Origin of the sequence: Curtobacterium sp. ISL-83, from assembly GCF_018613895.1 — a bacterium.
Lineage (GTDB): Bacteria > Actinomycetota > Actinomycetes > Actinomycetales > Microbacteriaceae > Curtobacterium.
Window position 1 is genome coordinate 96,910 of sequence record NZ_JAGGPH010000016.1, and the last position, 21,913, is coordinate 118,822.

At 71.3% G+C, this 21,913-nt stretch carries 17 protein-coding genes and 1 pseudogene; 2 read left to right on the forward strand and 16 right to left on the reverse strand.

The window, feature by feature from the left end; genetic code table 11:
* From J7E22_RS15390 to dusB, 5 genes are all read right to left on the reverse strand, one after another.
* Nucleotides 1-1,092, reverse strand: coding sequence for an ABC transporter permease (locus tag J7E22_RS15390; protein WP_214982709.1), 1,092 nt, complete (start codon nt 1,090-1,092; stop codon nt 1-3).
* A 72-nt stretch (nt 1,093-1,164) separates the two neighbouring features.
* Nucleotides 1,165-2,784 carry an ABC transporter substrate-binding protein gene (locus tag J7E22_RS15395; RefSeq protein WP_214982710.1) on the reverse strand — a complete coding sequence of 540 codons (1,620 nt, stop codon included), beginning with the start codon at nt 2,782-2,784 and terminating at the stop codon, nt 1,165-1,167.
* Nucleotides 2,785-3,025: 241 nt separating this feature from the next.
* On the reverse strand, nt 3,026-4,939 hold the full coding sequence (gene dnaG / locus J7E22_RS15400; RefSeq protein WP_214982711.1) for a DNA primase: 1,914 nt from the start codon (nt 4,937-4,939) through the stop codon (nt 3,026-3,028).
* 258 nt (nt 4,940-5,197) lie between these two features.
* A complete protein-coding gene (locus J7E22_RS15405; RefSeq protein WP_214982712.1) occupies nt 5,198-6,493 on the reverse strand; it encodes a deoxyguanosinetriphosphate triphosphohydrolase in 1,296 nt (431 codons plus the stop codon).
* Nucleotides 6,490-7,644, reverse strand: a complete 1,155-nt coding sequence (gene dusB, locus J7E22_RS15410; RefSeq protein ID WP_214982713.1) for a tRNA dihydrouridine synthase DusB — start codon at nt 7,642-7,644, stop codon at nt 6,490-6,492. The genes J7E22_RS15405 and dusB overlap by 4 nt, the downstream gene beginning before the upstream one ends.
* Before the next feature lie 47 nt (nt 7,645-7,691).
* Between dusB and J7E22_RS15415 the strand changes: the two genes are divergently transcribed.
* Complete coding sequence (locus J7E22_RS15415; RefSeq protein ID WP_214982714.1) at nt 7,692-8,177, forward strand: aminoacyl-tRNA deacylase; 486 nt, start codon at nt 7,692-7,694, stop codon at nt 8,175-8,177.
* Nucleotides 8,178-8,482: 305 nt separating this feature from the next.
* On the opposite strand, the gene J7E22_RS15420 is transcribed toward J7E22_RS15415, so the two are convergent.
* The 4 genes from J7E22_RS15420 to J7E22_RS15435 all read right to left on the reverse strand — a co-directional run bounded on the left by J7E22_RS15420 (nt 8,483) and on the right by J7E22_RS15435 (nt 12,177).
* Nucleotides 8,483-8,686: a hypothetical protein gene (locus J7E22_RS15420; protein ID WP_214982715.1), complete on the reverse strand. Its 204-nt coding sequence runs from the start codon at nt 8,684-8,686 to the stop codon at nt 8,483-8,485.
* Entirely contained in the window at nt 8,683-9,417 is a 735-nt protein-coding gene (locus J7E22_RS15425) for a DsbA family protein (protein ID WP_214982716.1), read from the reverse strand. The genes J7E22_RS15420 and J7E22_RS15425 overlap by 4 nt, the downstream gene beginning before the upstream one ends.
* 227 nt (nt 9,418-9,644) lie before the next feature.
* Complete coding sequence (locus tag J7E22_RS15430) at nt 9,645-11,030, reverse strand: glycine--tRNA ligase (RefSeq protein WP_214982717.1); 1,386 nt, start codon at nt 11,028-11,030, stop codon at nt 9,645-9,647.
* Between the two features lie 97 nt (nt 11,031-11,127).
* Nucleotides 11,128-12,177: an aminotransferase class V-fold PLP-dependent enzyme gene (locus J7E22_RS15435; protein ID WP_214982718.1), complete on the reverse strand. Its 1,050-nt coding sequence runs from the start codon at nt 12,175-12,177 to the stop codon at nt 11,128-11,130.
* 70 nt (nt 12,178-12,247) lie between these two features.
* On the opposite strand from J7E22_RS15435, the gene J7E22_RS15440 reads away from it, so the two are divergent.
* The gene (locus tag J7E22_RS15440; protein ID WP_214982719.1) at nt 12,248-13,207 is read left to right on the forward strand and encodes a LysR substrate-binding domain-containing protein; all 960 of its coding nucleotides are present in this window, start codon (nt 12,248-12,250) and stop codon (nt 13,205-13,207) included.
* Nucleotides 13,208-13,334: 127 nt separating this feature from the next.
* On the opposite strand, the gene J7E22_RS15445 is transcribed toward J7E22_RS15440, so the two are convergent.
* From J7E22_RS15445 to J7E22_RS18335, 7 genes and pseudogenes are all read right to left on the reverse strand, one after another.
* Entirely contained in the window at nt 13,335-14,132 is a 798-nt protein-coding gene (locus J7E22_RS15445) for an isoprenyl transferase (RefSeq protein ID WP_214982720.1), read from the reverse strand.
* A 194-nt stretch (nt 14,133-14,326) separates the two neighbouring features.
* A pseudogene (recO, locus tag J7E22_RS15450) lies at nt 14,327-15,049 on the reverse strand (DNA repair protein RecO); the annotation flags it as partial.
* A gap of 585 nt (nt 15,050-15,634) precedes the next feature.
* Nucleotides 15,635-17,404 carry a 2-isopropylmalate synthase gene (gene leuA, locus J7E22_RS15455; RefSeq protein ID WP_214982721.1) on the reverse strand — a complete coding sequence of 590 codons (1,770 nt, stop codon included), beginning with the start codon at nt 17,402-17,404 and terminating at the stop codon, nt 15,635-15,637.
* A 297-nt stretch (nt 17,405-17,701) separates the two neighbouring features.
* Nucleotides 17,702-19,096, reverse strand: coding sequence for an ABC transporter permease (locus tag J7E22_RS18330; protein WP_214982722.1), 1,395 nt, complete (start codon nt 19,094-19,096; stop codon nt 17,702-17,704).
* A complete protein-coding gene (locus tag J7E22_RS15465) occupies nt 19,093-19,845 on the reverse strand; it encodes an ABC transporter ATP-binding protein (protein ID WP_214982723.1) in 753 nt (250 codons plus the stop codon). The genes J7E22_RS18330 and J7E22_RS15465 overlap by 4 nt, the downstream gene beginning before the upstream one ends.
* Before the next feature lie 110 nt (nt 19,846-19,955).
* On the reverse strand, nt 19,956-20,645 hold the full coding sequence (locus tag J7E22_RS15470; RefSeq protein WP_214982724.1) for a response regulator transcription factor: 690 nt from the start codon (nt 20,643-20,645) through the stop codon (nt 19,956-19,958).
* Nucleotides 20,642-21,880, reverse strand: a complete 1,239-nt coding sequence (locus J7E22_RS18335) for a histidine kinase (protein WP_214982725.1) — start codon at nt 21,878-21,880, stop codon at nt 20,642-20,644. Before J7E22_RS18335 ends, J7E22_RS15470 begins: the two co-directional genes overlap by 4 nt.
* Nucleotides 21,881-21,913: the final 33 nt, after the last annotated feature.

Genomic DNA, 21,913 nt, shown 5'->3' on the forward strand with positions numbered 1-21,913 from the left:
TCAGAACCTCACTCTCGGGTCGATGAGCGCCGCGACGATGTCGACGACGAAGTTGGTCACGGCCACGATGACGGCGAGCAGCGCGACGATGCCCTGCACGGCGACGAAGTCCCGGGCGGACAGGTACTGGTTCAGCTCGTACCCGAGCCCGCGCCACCCGAAGGTGGTCTCGGTGAGCACCGAGCCACCCAGCAGCATCGCGATCTGAAGGCCCATCACGGTGATGATCGGGACCAGCGCCGGACGGAACGCGTGCGTGCGGACGAGCCGTGCCTCCCGGACACCGCGCGAGCGGGCCGCGTCGACGTACTCGGACCCGAGCGAGCCGATCATGTTCGCGCGCACCAGGCGCAGGAAGATGCCGGCGGTCAACAGCCCGAGCGTCAGCGCCGGCAGGATCGCGTGCACGAGCACGTCGGAGATGATCTGCCCGTTGCCCGTCCGGATCGCGTCGATGATGTAGACGCCGGTCGCGTTCGGCACCTGGTTCAACACGAGCTCGGCGCGGGTCGACGCGCGGTCGCCGAGCGGCAGCCAGCCGAGCCACACCGAGAAGACGAGCTTCAGCAGCAGACCGCCGAAGAACACGGGTGTCGCGTAGGTGAGGATCGCGAGTGCCCGGAGCAGGACGTCGGGCCACTTGTCGCGGAGGTAGGCGGCGAGCATGCCGAGCGGGATGCCGAGCACGAGGGCGACGATGAGCGCGTAGAACACGAGCTCGGCGGTGGCGCCCCCGTACTGCAGGATGATCTCGGTGATCGGGCGGTTGTCGGTCACCGACGTGCCGAAGTCACCGCGGATGATGCGGCCCAGGTACTCGAGGTACTGGACGATCACCGGGCGGTCGTACCCGGCGGCGTGCAGGCGTTCCTGCAACTGCGACGGCGTGAGCCGGCCACCGACCGACGCGGTGATCGGGTTCCCGATGACGCGCATCAGGAAGAACACGAGCGTCACCAGGATGAAGACGGTCGGGAAGATGAGCAGGAAGCGGATCAGGACGTACCGGCCGAGTCCGCCGCCCCCGGCGCGTCGCTGCGCCTGGGGCTTCGTGGGCTCGGTCTCGACCGCCTCGGCGTTCGTGAGGGTCACGGGGTGGGGTGCCTTTCGCGGACGTGGGACAGGGGGCGCTCCTCGTGGGAGCACCCCCTGTCCTGCATCGGGTTACTTGCTGATGGTCCCGTAGCGGAACTTGAACGACGCGTCGAGCGTGACGCCCTTGACGTCCTTCCCGGCGACGGCGACCGACTTGCCCTGCAGCAGGGGGAGGGTCGAGATCTGGGACGCCTCGCGCTCCTGGGCCTGCTTGATCAGGTCAGCACGCTTGGACTTGTCCGACTCCTCCTGCTCCTTCGCGATGAGGCTCTGGATCGTCGGGTCGTCGTAGTGGTTCTGCACGAAGTTCTCCTTCGTGAAGAACGGCGACAGGTAGTTGTCGGCGTCCGAGAAGTCCGGGAACCAACCCAGCTGGTACACCGGGTAGGTGTCCTTCGTGCGCTCGACCGCGTAGGTCGTGTACACCGTGGACTGGATGTTCACGGTGAACAGGCCGGTCTGTTCGAGCTGGGTCTTCAGCAGGGCGTACTCGTCGTCCGAGGCCGAGCCGTAGTGGTCCGGCGAGTACTGGATGTCCAGCGCGATCTTGCCGGTCACGCCCGCGTCGGCGAGGGTCTTCTTCGCCTTCGACACGTCCGGGGCCCCGTTGCCGTCGCCGTACATCGACTTGAACGGCGTCGCTGCGCCGGTCAGGCCGTCCGGCACCATCGAGTAGGCCGGCGTGTAGGTGTCCTTGTACACGTCCTTGGCCAGCGCGGCGCGGTCGACGACGTCGGCCACGGCCTTGCGGACCGCGAGGGCCTTCGCGGCGTCGGCCCCGGTCTGACCGGTGCCGAACGGCTGCGTCTTGAAGTTGAAGACCAGGTAGCGGAGCTCGCCACCGGGGCCGTCGATGACCTGCAGGTCCTTCTTCGAGCGGAGCGACGTGATGTCGGTCGGGGCCAGGGAGCGGTACGCCACGTCGACGTCACCCTTCTGGACCGCGAGCTTCAGGTCGGTCTCCTTGGCGAAGTACTGCGCCGTGACGTCCTTCGTCTTCGCCTTGTCGAGGACCCCGTCGTACTTCGGGTTCGCCTCGTACGCGATGAGGTCGTTCTCCTTGTAGGACTTGATCGTGTACTGGCCCGCGAACGCGTTGCCCTTCACGATGTCCTGCGCCGGGGTGAGCTTGGTCGCCGAGAAGACCTGCTCGTCCACGATCGGGCCGGCGGGGCTCGAGAGCACCTGCGGCCAGGTCTGGTCGGCGTGGTCGAGGTGGAACACGACCGTCGTGTCGTTCGGCGTGTCGATGCTCTTGAGGTTCGCGAGCAGCGACTGCGGGCCGTTCGCGTTGTTGATCTTGATCTCGCGGTTGAACGAGAACTTCACGTCGCTCGAGGTGAGCTTGTGGCCGTTCGCGAACTCGAGGCCCTTCTTGAGCGTGACCGTGTACGTCGTGGGGTCGGTGAACTCACCCTTGGTCGCGATGTCCGGCTTGACGTCCGGGCTGCCCGTCGGGGTGTTCATCAGGAACGGGAAGACCTGGTTCTGCACGGCGAAGGAGCCGTTGTCGTACGAGCCGGCCGGGTCGAGCGACACGATCTTGTCGGTCGTGCCGATGATCAGGCCGTTCAGGTTGCCGGAGCCGCCGCTGCCGCCGCCCGCGCAGCCGGTCAGCACCAGCGCCGTCGCTGCTGCTCCGGCGCCGAGCGCGATCGCGCGCTTGCTCCACTTGGTAACGGATGCCATATCCGGTGCCTCTCTTGTCATGATTGCAAGGGTTCCGGGAGGGCGATGGAGCCACTGTGTGCCCGCCCAGGGACGCTCATTGCTATCACCCTGTCACGAAACGCAACGAACCGAGGGGGATTTGTTTACACCGCTGTAATGCGCGGCTGCGGTGTCAGGAGCAAGATGTGCGCCTGGACGCGCCGGATCGACGCAGGAAAGTTGCGCTCTGCAACGGAATGCGCTGCCCCGCTCCTGCCGGTCAGGACGCCTCGGCGTCGGCGCGCAGTCGCATCCGCTGGGCGTCGATCTCCATGAGCTGACGCTGGATCTCGGCACGACGCTCGGCCTGCTCGTGGGGGTCGGCGCGCTGCAGCTGCCCGAGCAGCGACGCCTTGCGCGCCAGCATGTCGCGCTCGACCAACGCCACGACGATGCTGCGGGTCCAGTGCGCCAGGTCGGCGTCGTTGCGCGCCGGGATCGGGGCGAGGGCGAGTTCCTGCACGAGCCCGCGGAACGGGGTCGGGACGTCCTGCAGCAGGCGGTCGAGCCAGTCCCCCGCGCCGACCGCGTCGACGTTCGAGAGGACCGCGTCACGGACGACCGCGAGCATCGGCGCCGAGAACGTGGCGGACGCGGCGAGGCCGAGCAACGGGACGCCGACGTGACCGGGCTGCTGGACCATGGCCATCACCGCGTCCCGCTCCATCCGGGTGATCGGGTCGTTCGGCAGCATCTTGATGCCGGCCACGGGCTCGTCCGGCGGCAGCGTCTCGCCACCGGAGCCGGCGCGTCCGGCGCCACCCGTGCCTCCAGACCGGTCGTCGGTGACGGCGGCCGCGCGTCGCCGAGCCGTCTCGACCGCGCGACGGACCTCCGGCATGTCCATGCCGAGCCACCCCGCGAGTTCGCGGACGTACCCCTGGGTGAGCGACCGGTCGCGGATGCCGGCGAGGACGGGAGCAGCGGCGCGGAGGGCACTGACCCGGCCCTCGACGGTCTCGAGGTCGTGGCCGTCGAGCGTGCGCCGGATCATGAACTCGAACATCGGGCGCTTGTTCGTGACGAGTCGGCGGATCGCGTCGTCGCCGCGCGCGAGTCGGAGGTCGCACGGGTCGAGCCCCTCGGGAGCGACGGCGACGTAGGTCTGGGCGGCGAACCGCTGCTCCTCCGCGAAGGCGCGGCTCGCTGCACGCTGCCCGGCGTCGTCCGGGTCGAAGGTGAAGACGACCTCGCCGTTCGCGTTCGGGTCGGCACCGGCCAGGTCGCCGAGCATCGGGCGGAGGACCTTGATGTGGTCGACGCCGAAGGACGTGCCACAGGTCGCCACGGCCGTCGTCACCCCCGCGAGGTGGCAGGCCATCACATCGGTGTAGCCCTCGACGATGACGACCTGCTTCTGCTTCGAGATGTCCCGCCGCGCGAGGTCCAGCCCGTAGAGGACCTGGCTCTTGTGGTAGATCGGGGTCTCGGGCGTGTTGAGGTACTTCGGGCCCTTGTCCTCCTCGAGCAACCGGCGGGCGCCGAACCCGATCGTCGCTCCGGTGACGTCGCGGATGGGCCACATGAGACGGCCGCGGAACCGGTCGTACGGCGACCGGTCGCCCTGCCCGGCGAGGCCCGCGGCGAGGATCTCGTCCATCGAGAACCCGCGGCCGCGGAGGTGCTCACGCGTGGCGTCGTACGACTGCGGTGCGAAGCCGACGCCGAAGTGCTGCGCTGCCGCGGGATCGAACCCACGCTCCCCGAGGAACTGGCGGGCGGGCTCGGCCGCTGCGGTCGTGAGCTGCGCCTGGTAGAAGGCCAGCGCTGCCTCGTTCACGGCGATCAACCGGGCACGCTGGTTGTAGTCGGTGCGGGGGCCGTCGCCCTCTTCGTAGTGCAGGGTGAAGCCGATCTTGGCGGCCATCCGCTCGACGGCTTCCTGGAACGTCGTGTGGTCCTGCTTGATGATGAACTCGAAGACGTCGCCGTCCTCGCCGCAGCCGAAGCAGTGGTAGCGACCGACCTGCGGCCGCACGTGGAACGACGGGGACCGCTCGTCGTGGAACGGGCAGAGGCCCTTCAGCGAACCGACTCCGGCGGACTTCAGGGTGACGTAGTCGCCGACGATGTCGGCGATGTTCACGCGCGCGCGGACCTCGTCGATGTCGTTCCGCGCGATCCTGCCAGCCACCCCTCGATCCTAGTTCGTGCGGCCGACGCCGGACGCCGGGGTGCCTGGGTGCCGGCGGCGCCGGCGCGGCGGGCGCGGCCGCCGAGACGCCCCCGTTCCCGTGAGACGCCCCCGAGCGCACGAGACGGTGCCGAATCCGGCGGCGTCTCGCCCAGTCCGCGGTGTCTCGCGTAGACGGGGGCGTCCCAGGCACCGTCCGGCCCTGCGACACGGCGGCGTCTCGCGCGGATGACCGCGCCCGGCGGAGGACCTGCGCGCTCAGACCGGGATGTGCGTGGTCTCGCGCTCCCCGACCACGAGCCGCCGGTGCCAGGCGATCGCGCCTTGGTCGGTCAGGCTCGCGACCTGGTCCACGACGGCGCGCAACCGCCCGGCGTCGTCCGATGCGGCACGCCAGTCGGCGGCGAACCCCGGCTCGAGGTCAGCGCTCCCACTTGCCGCGAGGGCGTCGAGGAGCTCCGTGAGGATCCGCCGCTGGTCCTCGTACACCGGCTGCCGATCGCCTTGCGTCATCACGAACGCCGCGACGATGCCCTTCAGCACCGAGATCTCCCCGATGATCTCCGGCGGCGTGACGACACTCGCGGCGAAGCGCACGAGGGACCCGGACGCGTAGGACTCCCGTGTGGCGGCCGTCGCCGTCCGCGCGAACCGCCCGATGAGCTGCGAGGTGAGGTTCTTCAGCCGCGCGGCATCACGCCGGGAGCCGTCGTACGACGTCATCCACAGCGGCAACGACCGCAGGCGCTCGAACGCCTCGAGCAGTTCCTCCCGGCTGAGGTCGCTCCCGACCCACGCGTGCATCGCCGAGACGATGTCGTTCTCCCCCACGCGGTCCCCGAGCGCCGCCACGTCGATGAAGCCCGCGACGACCGCGTCCTCGAAGTCGTGCACGGAGTACGCGATGTCGTCCGACAGGTCCATGACCTGCGCCTCGATGCACCGCTGCCGGCGGGGCGCGCCGGCACGGAGCCACTCGAACGCGTCGTGGTCGTCGTCGTAGAACCCGAACTTCGTGCGACCCGAGGACGCCTCGGCGACCCCTTGGGCCGCGGGCCACGGGTACTTGCAGCTCGCATCGAGCGACGCGCGCGTCAGGTTCAGCCCGTACGGGCGGTCGTCGTCACCGTCCGCACCCGGACCGTAGACCTTCGGCTCCAGCCGGGTGAGCAGACGGAGGGTCTGTGCGTTCCCCTCGAACCCGCCGATACCCGCAGCCCAGGCGTTCACCGCGGTCTCCCCGTTGTGCCCGAACGGTGGGTGCCCGATGTCGTGCGCGAGGCACGCGGTGTCCACGACGTCCGGGTCGAGTCCGAGCTGGTCGGCGAGTTCGCGGCCGACCTGTGCGACCTCGAGCGAGTGGGTCAGGCGGTTCCGCGCGAAGTCCAGACCCGTGGTCGGGCTGAGCACCTGGGTCTTCGCGGCGAGTCGCCGGAGCGCACTCGAGTGGAGCAGGCGGGCTCGGTCGCGGGCGAAGTCCGAACGGCGGTTGCCGTGGGTCTCCGGCAACCAGCGCTCGGCGTCGGCGGGCCCGTAGGAGGCGGTCGCGCTCATCCGCCGCTGTGGTGCAGCTCGGCGGCGGCGAGCACCTTGCGGAACTCGCTGTCGACGTCACGCGATTCGAGCCAGCGGTCCGGGAGCGCGGTGCGCTTCGGGTGCCCGGCCCGCCCGCGCGGTCCCTCGGCGTCCGCACCGGGGTACGGAGCGTCGTGGTCGAGCTGGGCGAGCAGGTCGTCGATCTCCTGCAGGCTCGACGCCATCGCCAAGCCGGATCGGACGTCGCCGCCGATCGGGTACCCCTTGAAGTACCACGCGACGTGCTTGCGGATGTCGCGGCAGCCGTGCTCCTCGGACTCGAAGAACTCGACCAGGAGCTCTGCGTGTCGACGGAAGCCGACCGCGACCTCGCCGAGGGACGGCATGTAGCGGAGCCCCTCGCCGCGGAACGCCGCCGCGAGGTCGCCGAACAGCCACGGCCGCCCGAGGCAGCCACGACCGACCACGACGCCGTCGGCTCCGGTCTCGTCGACCATCCGCAGCGCGTCGGCGGCCGACCAAATGTCGCCGTTGCCGAGGATCGGGATGTCGGTGACCGCTTCCTTCAGGGTCGCGATGGCGGACCAGTCCGCGTGCCCCGAGTAGTGCTCGTTCGCGGTCCGTGCGTGCAGCGACACGGCAGCGACCCCGGCGTCGCGGGCGATCCGGGCAGCGTCGAGGTAGGTCAGGTGGTCGTTGTCGATCCCCTTGCGCATCTTCACCGTGACCGGGACGTCGCCGGCAGCGCGGACGGTCTTCGTCACGAGGTCCCGGAACAGGTCGAGCTTCCACGGCAGCGCAGCGCCGCCGCCCTTCCGGGTGACCTTCGGGACCGGGCAGCCGAAGTTCAGGTCGATGTGGTCCGCACGGTCCTCGCCGACCAGGATCGAGGCGGCCTCCGCCACGGTGTTCGGCTCCACGCCGTACAGCTGGATCGAGCGCGGCGTCTCGGACTCGTGGTGCTGGATGAGCCGCATCGACTCCGGAGTCCGCTCGACCAGGGCGCGGGACGTGATCATCTCGCAGACGTACAGGCCGGCGCCGTACTCACGGCACAGTCGGCGGTACGCCATGTTCGTGATGCCCGCCATCGGCGCGAGCACGACCGGCACGTCGACCTCGATGGGGCCGATGCGCAGGGGCTTCCGGGGCGCTTGTGTGATCGTCATACCGGGTCCATCCTCCCACGTCGCTCCGCGCCGGTAGCGTTCTCCCCATGACGCTCTCCGCGACCGACCGTTTCGACCAGGACGCCGCAGCCCGCGGCCTCGCCGTGGACGTCGTCGAACGCCCGGCGGCGGACTCCCTGCAGGAAGCTGCGGCACTGCTCCGCATCGACCCCGGCGACATCGTGAAGACGCTCGTGGTGAAGCGACACGACGGCGGGTTCCTGCTCGCCCTCGTGCCCGGTGGTCGCAGCATCGCGTGGAAGAAGCTCCGCACCGTCGTCGGGGTCAACAAGCTCTCGATGCCCGATGCAGCGACCGCGCTCGAGGCCTCGGGCTACGAACGGGGCACCATCACCCCGATCGGCGCGACGGGCGACCTGCCGGTCTACGCCGACGAGCGGATCACCGGCCGGCGGGTGGCCCTCGGTGCCGGGAGGCACGGTGCGAGCGCCTTCGTCGACGCCGACGCCCTCATCGCCGCGTACGGCGCGACCGTCGCCGACATCACGGACGAGGAACCCGCGCGCAGCTGACGCGGGACCGGTCGAGACGCCCCCGTCGCGACGGCACGCGCGCGTCCCGAAGCCGACACGGACGCCCCCGTCGTCGTGAGGCGCCGCCCGGGTCTCGAAACGCCGCCAGATGCGGCGGCGTCTCGGCACGACCACGGCGTCGCGGCGGAACGGGGGCGTCCCCACAGGACGGCGGCGCCCCCACAGGACGGCGGCGTCGCGGCGGCACGGGGGCGTCCCCGCAGGACGGCGGCGTCCCCGCGGCACGGGGGCGTCTCGACAGCCCTGGGCCCCCGCGGAACGAGATCCCGCCGGGCGCAGCCGCCTCAGTCCGGGATCTCGGCCCAGATGCCCTCGGCGCCGGGCACGAAGCACGAGTCACCTTCGCAGACCGGCGCACCGCCGGACGTGACGAGCGTCAGGAGGGCAGGGCGCGCCTCCAGGCCGGTGCGGCCCGTCAGGGCGTCCGGCACGGACGGTGCGGACTGGAGGCGCTGCTCCCCCGACCCGGCGACGCGCACGTCGGTCATCGGGTCACCGCCGCATCCGCTGCCGCGTCCTCGGCGGCCCGCTGGTCCTGGTTCGCGACGCCCTCGGGGTCGGCCTCCCGGAGGGCCACCACCTGCCGGAGGACCTGCTCGAACGCCGCGGGGTCCTGGGCACCGGAGACGCCGTACTTGCCGTCGATGACGAAGAACGGGACGCCGTTGATGCCGAACGCCTGCGCCTGGGCCTGGTCGGCCCGGACGGCTGCGAGCTGCGAGTCGTCGCGGAGGGTGGCGAGGACCTCCTCGCGGTCCAGACCGACCTCGGCCGCGAGGTCCGCCAGCGACTCGTCCCGACCGACGTGCTCGCCACGCTCGAAGTAGGCCGTGAACAGCCGCTCGACCATCTCGAGCTGCTTGCCGTGCTGCTTCGCGAGGTGGATGACCTGGTGCGCCTTCACGGTGTTGGTGTGGTGCATCGCGTCGAAGTCGTAGTGCAGGCCGACCGATGCGGCGATCCCGCCGACCTGGCCGAGCATCTGCTGCGCCTGCTCGACGGGCATGCCCTTGTGGCCGGAGAGGAACTCGGCCTCGGTGCCCTCGAAGTCCACGAGGGTATCGGGGCTCAGTTCAAAGGAGTGGTACTCGACCTCGATCGGTGCGCTGTCCGGCGAGGCACCGAACGCGGCCGCGCCGGCCTCGAACTTCCGCTTGCCGATGTAGCACCAGGGGCACGCGATGTCGGACCAGACATCGACCTTGACTGTGTCGCTCATGCTGGAGCCAACGCGGGTGCCGGCGGCGCATTCCCGGCCGGGCCGCCCGCGCCGGCCGCACCGCGCCCGCCACGCCCGGCCGCGCCCCGCGCCCCGCGCGCTCGCTGCGGGTCGAACCAGGAAACCGACATCGAACCAGGGCGTGTCCCTTGTTCGATGTCGGTTTCGTGGTTCGAAGCGAGCCGCGCGAGCCGCGCGAGCGACGCGCAGCGCCGACCCGCCGCGCCCTACGCGCCGAGCAACCGCTCCGCGAGGAACCCCTGCAGCCGGTCGAGCGACACGCGCTCCTGCCCCATCGTGTCGCGCTCCCGCACCGTGACGGCCTTGTCCTCGAGCGTGTCGAAGTCCACCGTGATGCAGAACGGCGTGCCGATCTCGTCGTGGCGACGGTAACGACGACCGATCGCCCCCGCGTCGTCGAAGTCCACGTTCCAGTACTTCCGCAGGTCGTCGGCGAGCCCACGCGCCACCGGCGACAGCTGCTCGTTGCGGGACAGCGGCAGGACCGCGGCCTTCACGGGCGCCAGGCGCGGGTCGAGCCGCAGCACGGTGCGCTTGTCGACGCCGCCCTTCGCGTTCGGGGCCTCGTCCTCGTGGTACGCGTCGAGCAGGAACGCCATGAGCGCGCGCGTCAGACCGAACGACGGCTCGATGACGTACGGCACGTACTTCTCGTTCGCGGCCTGGTCGAAGAACCGCAGGTCCTTGCCGGAGGCCTCGATGTGGTTGTTGAGGTCGAAGTCGGTGCGGTTCGCGACGCCCATGAGCTCGCCCCACTCCGACCCGGCGAACCCGAACCGGTACTCGATGTCCGCGGTCGCGTCGGAGTAGTGCGCGCGTTCGCCGTCCGGCACGTCGAAGCGCCGCAGGTTCTCCGGGTCGATGCCGAGGTCGGTGTAGAACGCGACCGAGTCGGTGATCCACTGCTCGTAGTGCTCCGCGGCCGACGCCGGCGGCACGAAGTACTCGATCTCCATCTGCTCGAACTCGCGCGTCCGGAAGATGAAGTTCCCGGGCGTGATCTCGTTGCGGAACGCCTTCCCGACCTGGCCGATGCCGAACGGGGGCTTCATACGGCTCGTGGTGACGACCTGGGCGAAGTCGACGAAGATGCCCTGCGCGGTCTCGGGGCGCAGGAAGTTCAGCCCCTCCTCGGACTCGACCGGGCCGAGGTACGTCTTGAGCATCCCGGAGAACTCCCGGGGCTCGGTCCACTGGCCACGGGTGCCGCAGTTCGGGCACGCGATCTCGGCCATGCCGGTCTCGGGGGCGCGGCCCTTCTTCGCCTCGTAGGCCTCGAGCAGGTGGTCCTCACGGAAGCGGTGGTGGCAGTGCAGGCACTCCACGAGCGGGTCGGTGAAGGTGGCGACGTGCCCGGAGGCCTCCCACACCTTGCGCGGCAGGATCACGGCGGAGTCGAGCCCGACCATGTCGCCACGGCCGCGGACGAACCGCTGCCACCACTGCCGCTTGATGTTCTCCTTCAGCTCGACGCCGAGGGGCCCGTAGTCCCACGCGGAGCGGGATCCGCCGTAGATCTCCCCCGACTGGAACACGAAGCCGCGGCCCTTGGCCAGGGCGATGACGCTGTCGAGACGGGAGGGCTGTGCCAAAGGAGACTCCTGGGTTCGCCGAGCTGGATGCGCGGTGTGGGAACGGTCCCGGCAATGGTAGCGGCCGGGAGGCCCGGCGCGGCTCCCGGCCGTCGCCTCAGTCCCCGGCTCTGAAGCCGTCCACCGCGCGGAGCGCGTCCGCCACGCGCGTCACGTCCGACGCGTCGTTCCAGTGGTGGAAGGCGAGCCGGAGTCGGCCGGCGCGCCCGGACGCGGTGATGCCCGCGGCGGTCAGCGCCGTGAGCGCCGAACCGGTGGCGTCCGCGAACGTGGTGATCGCCTGCCCCCGCCGTGGTGCGCCGAGGACGTCCGCCAGCTGGTCTGCGAGACCGGTGGCGTGCCTCCAGACCGTCGCCATGTCGAGGGACGCGACGTGCCGGAGCGCGGCGACGGCGCCGGGCCACGCGGGCCAGGCCGGGGAGACGTCGAACCGGCGGGCGTCGTCGGCGAGCCGCATCGCGGGACCGTAGCAGGACGCCCACACGTCCTGGCCGGCGTACCACCCGGCCTGGACGGGCCGCAGCTCGGCGAGTGCCCGGTCGGAGAGGGTCATGAACGCGACGCCGCGCGGGGCGCACAGCCACTTGTAGGCGTGCGTGACCGTGACGTCGAAGTCGGCCGCGGCGACGGGGAGCACCCCGGCTGCCTGGGTGAGGTCGCAGAGCGTCAGCGCCCCGACGGACCGGGCGGCAGCGGTGATCGGCGCCGGATCGGTCACGATGCCGGAGGCCGACTGCACCGCGGACCACGCGACGAGCACGGTGTCGGGGCCGATCGATGCGGCGAGGTCCTCGAGCGGGACGCTCCGCAGGTGCACGCCCCGGTGCGCCTCGGCGAGGAACGGGAACACGATCGAGCTGAAGTCGCCCTCCGGCACCACGACCTCGGCGCCATCCGGGAGCGCGGCGGCGACGACCGCGGTCATCACCGACGTCTGGGACCCGGTCGCGACGCGGTCCGCCGGCACCCCCACGATCGTGGCGAAGAGCGCACGGCCCTCCTCCACGAGGGCGCCGTAGCGGAGCGGGGTGGACTCGGCACGCGACCACGCGTCGAGGTCGGCTCGGGCGGCGGCGAGGGTCCCCCGGGTCGGCAGGCCCGCGGTGCACGCGGCGAGGTAGCCGTGGCCGTCGACGAAGGTGTCCATGGCCCCAGGGTCGCGCCGCCGCTGCCATCACGCCAGGGCAGGCTTCTTGGCGGTCCCATAACATCATGTTGTGGACGAAATCGATCCCCAGCTGCTCCGGGTCCTGCGCGCCGTGGGCGACGCCGGGTCGATCAGCCGCGCTGCGAGCCGGCTCGGGTACAGCCAGCCCGCGGTGAGCCAGTTGCTCAACCGCGCCGAGGCCCGTCTCGGGCACGCACTCGTGCTGCGGGCCGCACGCGGAGCGACGCTGACCGAGGCCGGTCGCGTCCTCGCCGACCACTCGCTGCGCGTCCAGGCCGCCCTCGCCGCCGCGCAGGAGGACCTCGACGCCGTCGGCGGTCTGCAGCGCGGTCGCGTGCGCATCGCGGGGTTCCCGAGCGCCTCGTCCACGCTCGTCCCGGCGGTGCTCGCCGCGATGGCCGCCACGAACCCGGGCGTCACCACGTCCTACGTCGAGGTCGAACCACCCGAGGCACTCGACCTCCTGCGGCGCGGTGAGGTCGATGTGGCGCTGACGTTCACCTACGACGGGGACGACGTGGCCGCCGCGCCCGACCCCGGGCTCGTCACGCGGACGCTCGGGCGGGATCCGCTCGTCCTGGTGCGGCCGGCCGACACCACCCGGACAGGAGGCGCGGATCCGGTCAGTACGACCGGGTCGGCCCGCACCGGGGCCGGCACCGCGGTGGACCTGGGCACGTTCCGGGACGCGCGGTGGATCGGGGGCTGCCCGCGCTGTCGCGGACACTTGCTCGCGTCGTGTGCGGCGTCGGGGTTCACGCCGGACATCGTGCTCGAGACGGACAACGCCGCCGCCGTCGTCGGGCTCGTCGCCGCTGGACTCGGGGTGGCGCTCCTGCCCCGGCTCGCGCTCGTCACGACGGTGGTCCCGCCGCAGGTCACGGTGGACCCGGTGGACGACGATCTCGCCCGACGGGTCGAGGTCGTCGTGGCTCGCGGAGCCGATCGCGTGCCGAGCATCCGGGCCGCCCTCGACACGGTGCGGGCGGCGGTCGGCCACCTCCGCTGAGGGAGTCCCCTGAACGACGCACGTGCTTCGATCGGGGATTCCTGATCAGAAGGCCGAGCGGCGCGAGACGACGAAGCGCGCCGCTCGGTCCTCACGACGTGGCCGCGCGCAGGGTGAGCGCAGCGAGTCAGGCCGTCGGCGCGTCGACCGCTCCGCCGTACCGCCGGTCACGGCCCGCGTACTCCTCGATAGCGCCCCAGAGGTCGGTCCGGCTGAAGTCCGGCCACAGCTGGTCGAGGAACACCATCTCGGCGTACGCCGACTGCCAGAGCATGAAGTTCGAGGTGCGCTGCTCGCCCGAGCTGCGGATGAACAGGTCGACGTCGGGCTGGTCCGGGATGTACAGCCGCTTCGCGAGGGTCTTCTCGGTCACGTGGTTCGGCTTGAGGCGTCCAGCGGCGACGTCCTCGGCGATGCTCCGAACGGCGTCGACGATCTCGTTCCGACCGCCGTAGTTGATGCACATCGTCAGCGTGCAGACGTCGTTGTGCGCGGTCATCCGCTCGGCTTCCTGCAGCTCGTCGATGACGCTGCGCCAGAGCCTCGGGCGGCGGCCGGCCCAGCGGATCCGGACGCCCCAGGCGTTCAGCTGGTCGCGTCGACGGTGGAGGACCTCGCGGTTGAAGCCGAGCAGGAAGCGGACCTCGTCGGGCGACCGCTTCCAGTTCTCCGTCGAGAACGCGTACGCCGACACGTGCTTCACCCCGATCTGCACGGCGCCGGCGACGACGTCGAGCAACGAGGCCTCGCCCGCGCGGTGCCCCTCGATCCGCGTCAGTCCGCGCTGGTTCGCCCACCGGCCGTTGCCGTCCATCACGATCGCGACGTGGCGGGGGACGAACTGGTTCGGGATCGCGGGCGGGTACGCGCCCGTCCAGTCGAGCGGCCTGATCGGCGCGGGCTCGGCGTACCGACGTGGGCTCATGCGGGGGTTCCTCCGGGGTGGGGGCGGCCTGTGGTGTCGCGCACTGCTGGGTCGAGAACGGGGGTGCCGGGCGTTGCGACGACGGGTCCGGCGGCCTCGTGTGGCAGATCTGCTTCCGGGACCGGCGGTGCCGGCGTCGCGGCGACCGCAGCTGGCACCCCACCCGGTGCCGGTTCGACCGCTGCCGGTCGCTCCGTGCGGTCGACGTGCGGCAGGGACCGCAGCGATCGTTCCAGATGCCACTGGGCGTACGCCGCGACCACGCCCGACGCGCGGGATCTCGTCCGCTCGTCGGCAGCGTCGACGGCCGTCCAGTCGCCCGCGAGAAGCGACCCCAGCACGGCGAGCGTCGCCGGGTCGAGTCGCGGCGTTCCCGGCGGGGCGGCTCGGTCGCACACGACCCCACCGAGCTGCACGACGAACGCCGAGTGCGGCCCGGGCTCCCCCGTCACGGCACAGTCGCTGAAGGAGGGCGCCCAGCCGGCGATGCTCATCGCCCGGAGCAGGTACGAGTCGAGGGTCGCCGTCGGCACGTGCTCGCCGCGGGACAGCGACCGGAGCGCACCGACGAGCAGCAGGTACTGCTGGAGGCCCGCGTCGGCCTCGCTCAGGCGGTCCGCGGTCTCGACCATGGCGCTAGCGGCGGTGTAGGCGCCGTAGTCGGCGACGATCTGGGCACCGTACGAGCCGAGGGACTCCGCCTGCGTGACGATGTCGAGCGACCGGCCCTCGTAGAACTGGGCGTCCACGACCATGAAGGGTTCCAGCCGGGAGCCGAACTTCGAGGCCGTGCGGCGGACGCCCTTCGCGACGGCACGGATCTTGCCGTGCTGCCGGGACAGCATCGTGACGATACGGTCCGCTTCCCCGAGCTTGTGGGTGCGGAGGACGACGCACTCGTCCCGGTACAGCGGCATCCGACCAGTATCCCCCCCGGTACCGACAGCTCCGGCCAGCCCCGCCCGGCGCGCGGAGCGGTGCCGAGGCTGGGGATCGCGCGTGCACCCCGCGGCCATCGGCCAGAACACGCCGCGGGCGTTCGCCGGGCGGGCGCAACGTGTCGCGGCCGGCCGCCGATCGTGACGAGAAGTGCCCGCTCGATCACGCCCGCCCGCTGGCACGCCCGTCGGCGAGCGGGCAGGACACGCCGCGGGCGTTCGCCGAGTGGGCGGAACGAGTCGCGGCCGCCCACCGATCGTGACGAGAAGTGCCCGCTCGATCGCGCCCACCGCGACCGGCCCCCGCACGCACCACAATGCACGCCCGCCCGCCCGCCGGCGAGCGGGCAGGACACGCCGCGGGGGTTCGCCGGGCGGGCGGAGCACGTCGCAGCCGCCCGCCGATCGCGACGAAACGGGCCCGACCGGCGCGAGGCTGTCGAGCCGGCGACGCGACGACGGAGGCGCGGTGCGGGGCGGACCCGCACCGCGCCTCCAGGCGGTGTCACCTCACCGGTGGCGCCAACGAGGTCCGGCCAGGACCGACCTGTCAGCACCGCTCCGTCAGGCGGAGACGAGCTCCGGGGCGCCCGTCGCGGCACCGGCGCGCACCGCCCGGTTGACCGCGGAGACGATCGCCTTGAGCGACGCCGTTGCGATGTCAGCGTCGATGCCGACCCCCCAGAGGCGCACGCCGTCGACGTCGAGCTCCACGTACGACGCGGCCTGCGCGTCGCCCGAGGCGCTCATCGTGTGCTCCGAGTAGTCGTACAGCGTGACGCCGACGCCCTGCTCGCGCATGACCGACAGGAAGGCGTCGATGGGCCCGGTGCCGACCGCCTCGGCCGAGACCGCGCCCTCGTCGACGCGCATCGCGACGGACAGCTTCGTGGTGCCGTCGAAGTCGCTCGACGTCGCCGTCTTCGTGATCTCGTAGCGGCCCCACTTGTCGGACTCGTCCTCGGCGGGCAGGTACTCGTCGCGGAACAGGTCCCAGATGCGCTCGGAGGAGAACTCGCCGCCCTCGGCATCGGTGTGCGCCTGCACGACCCCGGAGAACTCGATCTGCAGCTTGCGGGGCAGGTCCAGCGCGTGGTCGGTCTTGAGCAGGTAGGCGACCCCGCCCTTGCCGGACTGCGAGTTGACGCGGATCACGGCCTCGTACGAACGGCCGATGTCCTTCGGGTCGACCGGCAGGTACGGCACGGCCCACGTGATCTCGTCGACGGTCTTCCCGGCGGCCTCGGCCCGGGCGCGCATCGCGTCGAAGCCCTTGTTGATGGCGTCCTGGTGGGAACCGCTGAACGCCGTGTAGACGAGGTCCCCGGCCCACGGCTGTCGTTCGGGCACGGGCAGCTGGTTGCAGTACTCGACCGTGCGCTTCACCTGGTCGATGTCCGAGAAGTCGATCTCCGGGTCGATGCCCTGCGTGAACAGGTTCATCCCGAGGGCGACCAGGTCGACGTTGCCGGTGCGCTCCCCGTTGCCGAAGAGGCAGCCCTCGATGCGGTCGGCGCCGGCCATGTAGCCGAGCTCCGCGGCAGCCACGGCCGTCCCGCGGTCGTTGTGCGGGTGCAGCGACAGGATGACGTCCTCGCGGTGTGCCAGGTGTCGCGACATCCACTCGATCGAGTCGGCGTAGACGTTCGGCGTCGCCATCTCGACCGTGGCCGGCAGGTTGATGATCACCTTGCGGTCCGGGGTCGGCTCGAAGATCTCGAGCACCGCATTGCAGATGCGGACCGCGACGTCGAGCTCGGTGCCGGTGTACGACTCGGGCGAGTACTCGTAGAACACCCTGGTGTCACCGGTCAGGCGCGCTTCGGCGGCCTTGCACAGCTGCGCGCCGGTGACCGCGATGTCCACGACCCCCTGGACGTCGGTGCGGAACACGACCTCGCGCTGCACGATCGACGTCGAGTTGTACAGGTGCACGATGGCCTGCTTGGCGCCGTCGATCGCCTCGTACGTCCGGTTGATGAGGTGCTCGCGTGCCTGGGTCAGCACCTGGATGGTGACGTCGTCGGGGATGGCGCCCTCGTCGATCAGGCTGCGGACGAAGTCGAAGTCCGTCTGCGAGGCGCTCGGGAACCCGACCTCGATCTCCTTGTAGCCCATGCGGACCAGCAGGTCGAACATCGCGCGCTTGCGCTCGGAGTCCATCGGGTCGATGAGTGCCTGGTTCCCGTCACGCAGGTCGACGGCGCACCAACGCGGTGCACGGTCGATGCGCTTCGTGGGCCAGGTGCGGTCCGGCAGCTCGACGCTGATCTGCTCGTGGAACGGGACGTACTTGTGGATCGGCATCCCGGAGGGGCGCTGGGTGTTCTGCATTGCTTCGTCGCTTTCGTCGTCAAGTGGAGAGCGGCCACGACGGACTCCGCGACGAGGTGGGCCGGAAGTGTCAGGCCTCGTCGCGGCAGCGAAGGAGGAGGAGCGCCGAGTACATTGCCCGCCCACCGTAGCACCGGCGGGGCGGGTTCGCGCGCGTGTGACGGAAGCGCGACGCGGCTCGCCGGGCGTGGTCCCGGGACGCCTCGCGGTCCCGGCGCGGTCCTGTCGCGGTCCCCGCGCGCGGCCCCAGCGCGCGGTGCGGTCACGGCGTGACGTCACGCGATCCCGCACCGGACGTCAGTCGACGGCCAGTGCCTCCGTCGGGGACACCCGCATCGCACGACGGACGGGCGCGATCGTCGCGACGACCGCCAGCACGAGCGCCCCGACGACCACGATCATGACGGTGGGGAGCGGCAAGACCGGCGTGATCGGTTGGCCGAGCGTGCCGAGGAGCGTCTGTCCGCCGACCCACCCGTAGAACGTCCCGAGCACCAGGCCCGTCACGACCGCGGCCACCACCATCTGCACGGCCTCGGTGATGATCATCCGGCGGACCTGCGCTCCCGTGAGCCCGAGGACCCGGAGCAGCCCCAGCTCCCGTCGCCGCTGCAGCACGCCGAGCGCCAGGGCGTTGACGACCCCGACCGCTGCGATCACCGCGGAGAACCCGACGATCACACTGACGACGACGTTGAGCTGGACGAAGAAGTCGGTCTGCTCCTGCACCATCCGCGGCGTCAGACCCGGCTGGTGGGACACGACGGTCTCCAACGTCCGCTGCATGATGCCGAGGGCCACGGCGAACGTGACGAGCAGGGTCACCCCGATGACGAGCCCGATCGTCGCGCGCGACGACCGCCCCGGTGCCCGCATCGCGTTGCGACCTGCGAGCAGGACGACGGGGTCGTGGGCCCCGATGCGGCCGATGAGCTGGAGCACCGGGGGCATGACCAGGGTGGCGCCGATCGCGACACCGGCGAACGACGTGAACCCGCCGAGGGCGGCCGGCAGGACCGCCAGGGGCGAGGACCCGCTCCCGACGAGGCCGACCACCATGAGCACTCCACCGAGCGCCGTGAGCACGATCGACCAGACGGTGCGCGCCCGGCCCGACCGGATGTCCTGGTGCGAGGGTTCGATGCTCGAGGACAGGGCCTCGAGCGGCGTCACGGTCAGGACGCGCCGCGACCCGACCCCGAACGCTCCCCAGGTCGCGAGCACGACGGCGACGATCGGCAGGACGAGCTCCCACGGCAGGAGCGTGTAGGCGGTGTCGGGCAGGAAACCGTTGCCACGCAGGACCACCACGAACAGCGCGGACAGCCCGGTGCCGACCACCGCGCCGACGAGTGCACCGACGACGCCGACTGCCAGCCCGGTCCGGGTGATCCGCCGCCGGAGGGTCGCGCCGGTGGCCCCGACGAGTCGCTGCAGTGCGATCAGCCGGGTCTGCCCGGCGATGAGCGTCGCACAGGTGTTCGCGGTGACGATCGCCCCCACGTACAGCGCGATGCCGAGGAACAGCCACCCCACGACGGACAGGATCGCCTTGACGGCAGCGAGGTCGGACAGGCCGCTCGCGCCGAGCGCCTCCGTCACGACGCCCGGGGCGATGACGAGTGCGGAACCGAAGGTGGTCCCGAGCGCCGCGACGAGGATCGTCGGGGCGAACGCGCGGAGGCCGTTCACGCTGCGGCCTCCATCCCGAGCATCGTCGTGGAGATCTCCGCCGCGGTCATCGCCGGCCGGTCCGCGACGATCCGCCCGTCGGCCAGGAACAGGATGCGATCCGCGTTCGCAGCCGCCACGGGGTCGTGCGTCACCATGACGACGCTCTGCCCCCACTCGGCGACCGCCCCGCGCAGGATCGCGAGGACGTCGCGGCCGGTCCTGGAGTCGAGCGCGCCCGTCGGCTCGTCGGCGACGACCACCGCCGGACGCGACGCCAGCGCACGCGCGATCGCCACGCGCTGCTGTTGGCCGCCCGACAGCTGGTGCGGCCGGTGTGTCAGACGGTTCCCGAGTCCGAGCATCTCGACCAGCCGGTCGATCCACGCGGACTCCTCGCGCGTCGGCTTGTGTCCGCCGAGCAGGAACGGCAGCTGGATGTTCTCGCGGACGTCGAGGGTCGGCACCAGGTTGAACGACTGGAACACGAACCCGAGGCGTCGACGACGGAGTTCGGTGAGTTCGCGGTCCGCCAGCGCCGTGATGTCGACGCCGTCGATCTGGATGCGGCCGCTCGACACCGCGTCCAGCCCGGCAGCGACGTGCATCAGCGTGGACTTCCCGGAACCGGACGGCCCCATCACCGCGGTGAACTCACCCGCGCCGACGTCGACGCTGACGTCGTCGAGCGCCGTCACCCGCCGCGCCGCGTCGCCGTAGTGCTTCGACACGTGGTCGAGACGGATGATCGGTTCGTGGTCAGTGGTCATGCTGACCACGATGACCGACGGGAGGCCCGTGGCGCGTCCGTCCCGCGACTGCTGTGGATGGTCCGCTCGGTTGGCTTCCCTGTGGAGGGGTCATCCGAGCGGATGAGGGCTCACTCGGCCTTCGCGACCAGACCGTGCTGGTGCGCGAACACGACGAGGCGCACCCGGTCACGGAGCCCGAGCTTCGTCAGCACCCGGGAGATGTGGGTCTTGACCGTCGCCTCGCTGACGTACTCGTGCGCCGCGATCTCGCTGTTGCTGAACCCGCGCGCCGCCAGGTCGAAGATCTCGCGTTCCCGTGGCGTCAGGTCCGAGAAGGCCGCCGGCACGGTCGCGGCGAGCTCGGAGGCGTCCTCGTAGCGACGCAGGAGCTCACGGGTCGCCGACGCGGCGAACACCGCCGTCCCCGCGTGCACGGTCCGGATCGCGGCGAGCAGGAACTCCGGGTCGGCGTCCTTCAGGACGAACCCGCTCGCCCCGGCACGGATGGCCTTCGCGGCGGCCTCGTCGAAGTCGAAGGTGGTCAGGACCAGGACCTTCGCCCCGTCGGTCCCGGCGTCCTCGACGATCCGCGAGGTCGCCGTGATGCCGTCCATCACCGGCATCCGGACGTCCATCAGCACCACGTCCGGTCGTGACCGTCGGACGAGTTCCACCCCTTCGGCACCGTCCCCGGCCTCGCCGACGAAGAGCAGGTCGGCTTGCGAGCTGATGAGCATGCGGATACCGGTGCGGAACAGCGCCTGGTCGTCGACGAGCGCGACGCGGATCGGGTGCTCGGTCGGCGAGGTCGTGGTCATCGTGGGGTGCGCTCCTGCTGGGTCGAGGTGATGCGGCCGCGGGGCATCTGCCCGCTGGCCGGGACGGCGGGCATCCGGACCGCCACCGTGAAGTCGTCGCCGCGGGGCCCCGCCGTCAGGGTCCCGCCCGTCATCGCTGCCCGCTCTCGCATCCCGACCAGGCCGTGACCGGTCCCTGGGCCGCTTGTTCCGTCGTCGGCGCGGCGGTTCACGACGGCGATCTCGACGGTGTCGGGGCGGTAGGTCAGCGATGCGTGCACCGGGCTGCCCGGCTCACCGTGCTTCCACGCGTTCGTCAGGCTCTCCTGCACGATCCGGTAGACGGCGAGCTGGGTCGTCGTGGGCAGGTGCGAGGCGTCGCCCTGGCGATCGATCCGGACGTCGAGCCCGACGTCGCGCATCTCCCCCACCAGCCGGTCGATGTCGTCGATCTCGGGGGTCGGGACCGTGCCCTGCTCGTGCCGCAGCGCGCCGAGGAGCTCACGGACGTCGCCGAGGGCTCGACGTGCGGTGCTCGAGATCGTGTCCAACGCCTGGTCGGCGATCGCCGGGTCGGCCCGCAGGGCGTACCGGGCGCCGTCGGCCTGCGCGATCACGACCGCGAGCGAGTGGGCGACGATGTCGTGCATGTCCCGCGCGATGCGGACGCGCTCCTGCTCCACCGCGACGGCACGATCTGCCCGGGCTGCGTCGCGTTCGGCGACGAGCAGTGCTTCGCGGCTCATGCTCGCGGCCTGCCGGACGCGTCGGACGAGGCCGGCGAGCCAGGGCAGCAACAGCAGCAACAGGACGATGGCGAAGTAGGTGAACGCGACCCGGGCGGACTCCTCGAGCGGCGGACCGGCGGTCACGATCCCCAGACGGTCCTCGTAGTCGCCGACGGCGACGTACACCGCCGCGACGAGGGAACCGCCGATGGCCGAGACGAGTCCCGCCGTCCGGACGCGTCGGCTGCCGTAGGCGCTGGTCGTGTACATGATCGCGGCGATGAAGGCGTTCGACAGGTCGGGCTGTTGGGCCGTCACCATCTCGAACACCGCGAACACCCACGCGATCGCCAGGGCGACACCGGGCGAGAGTCGACGGAGCGCCAGCGCGGTGGTCATCCCGACGACGGTCAGGTAGCCGAGCGGACCCTCGATGGCGCGGGCGGCGCTCACGATCACGAGTGCACCGAGGACCACGGCGACGAGGACGTCGGTGATGACCTGCGCACGCAGCATGGGACGGAACACCCCACCACGGTACGTCGCGGTGGGTGGCCCCGC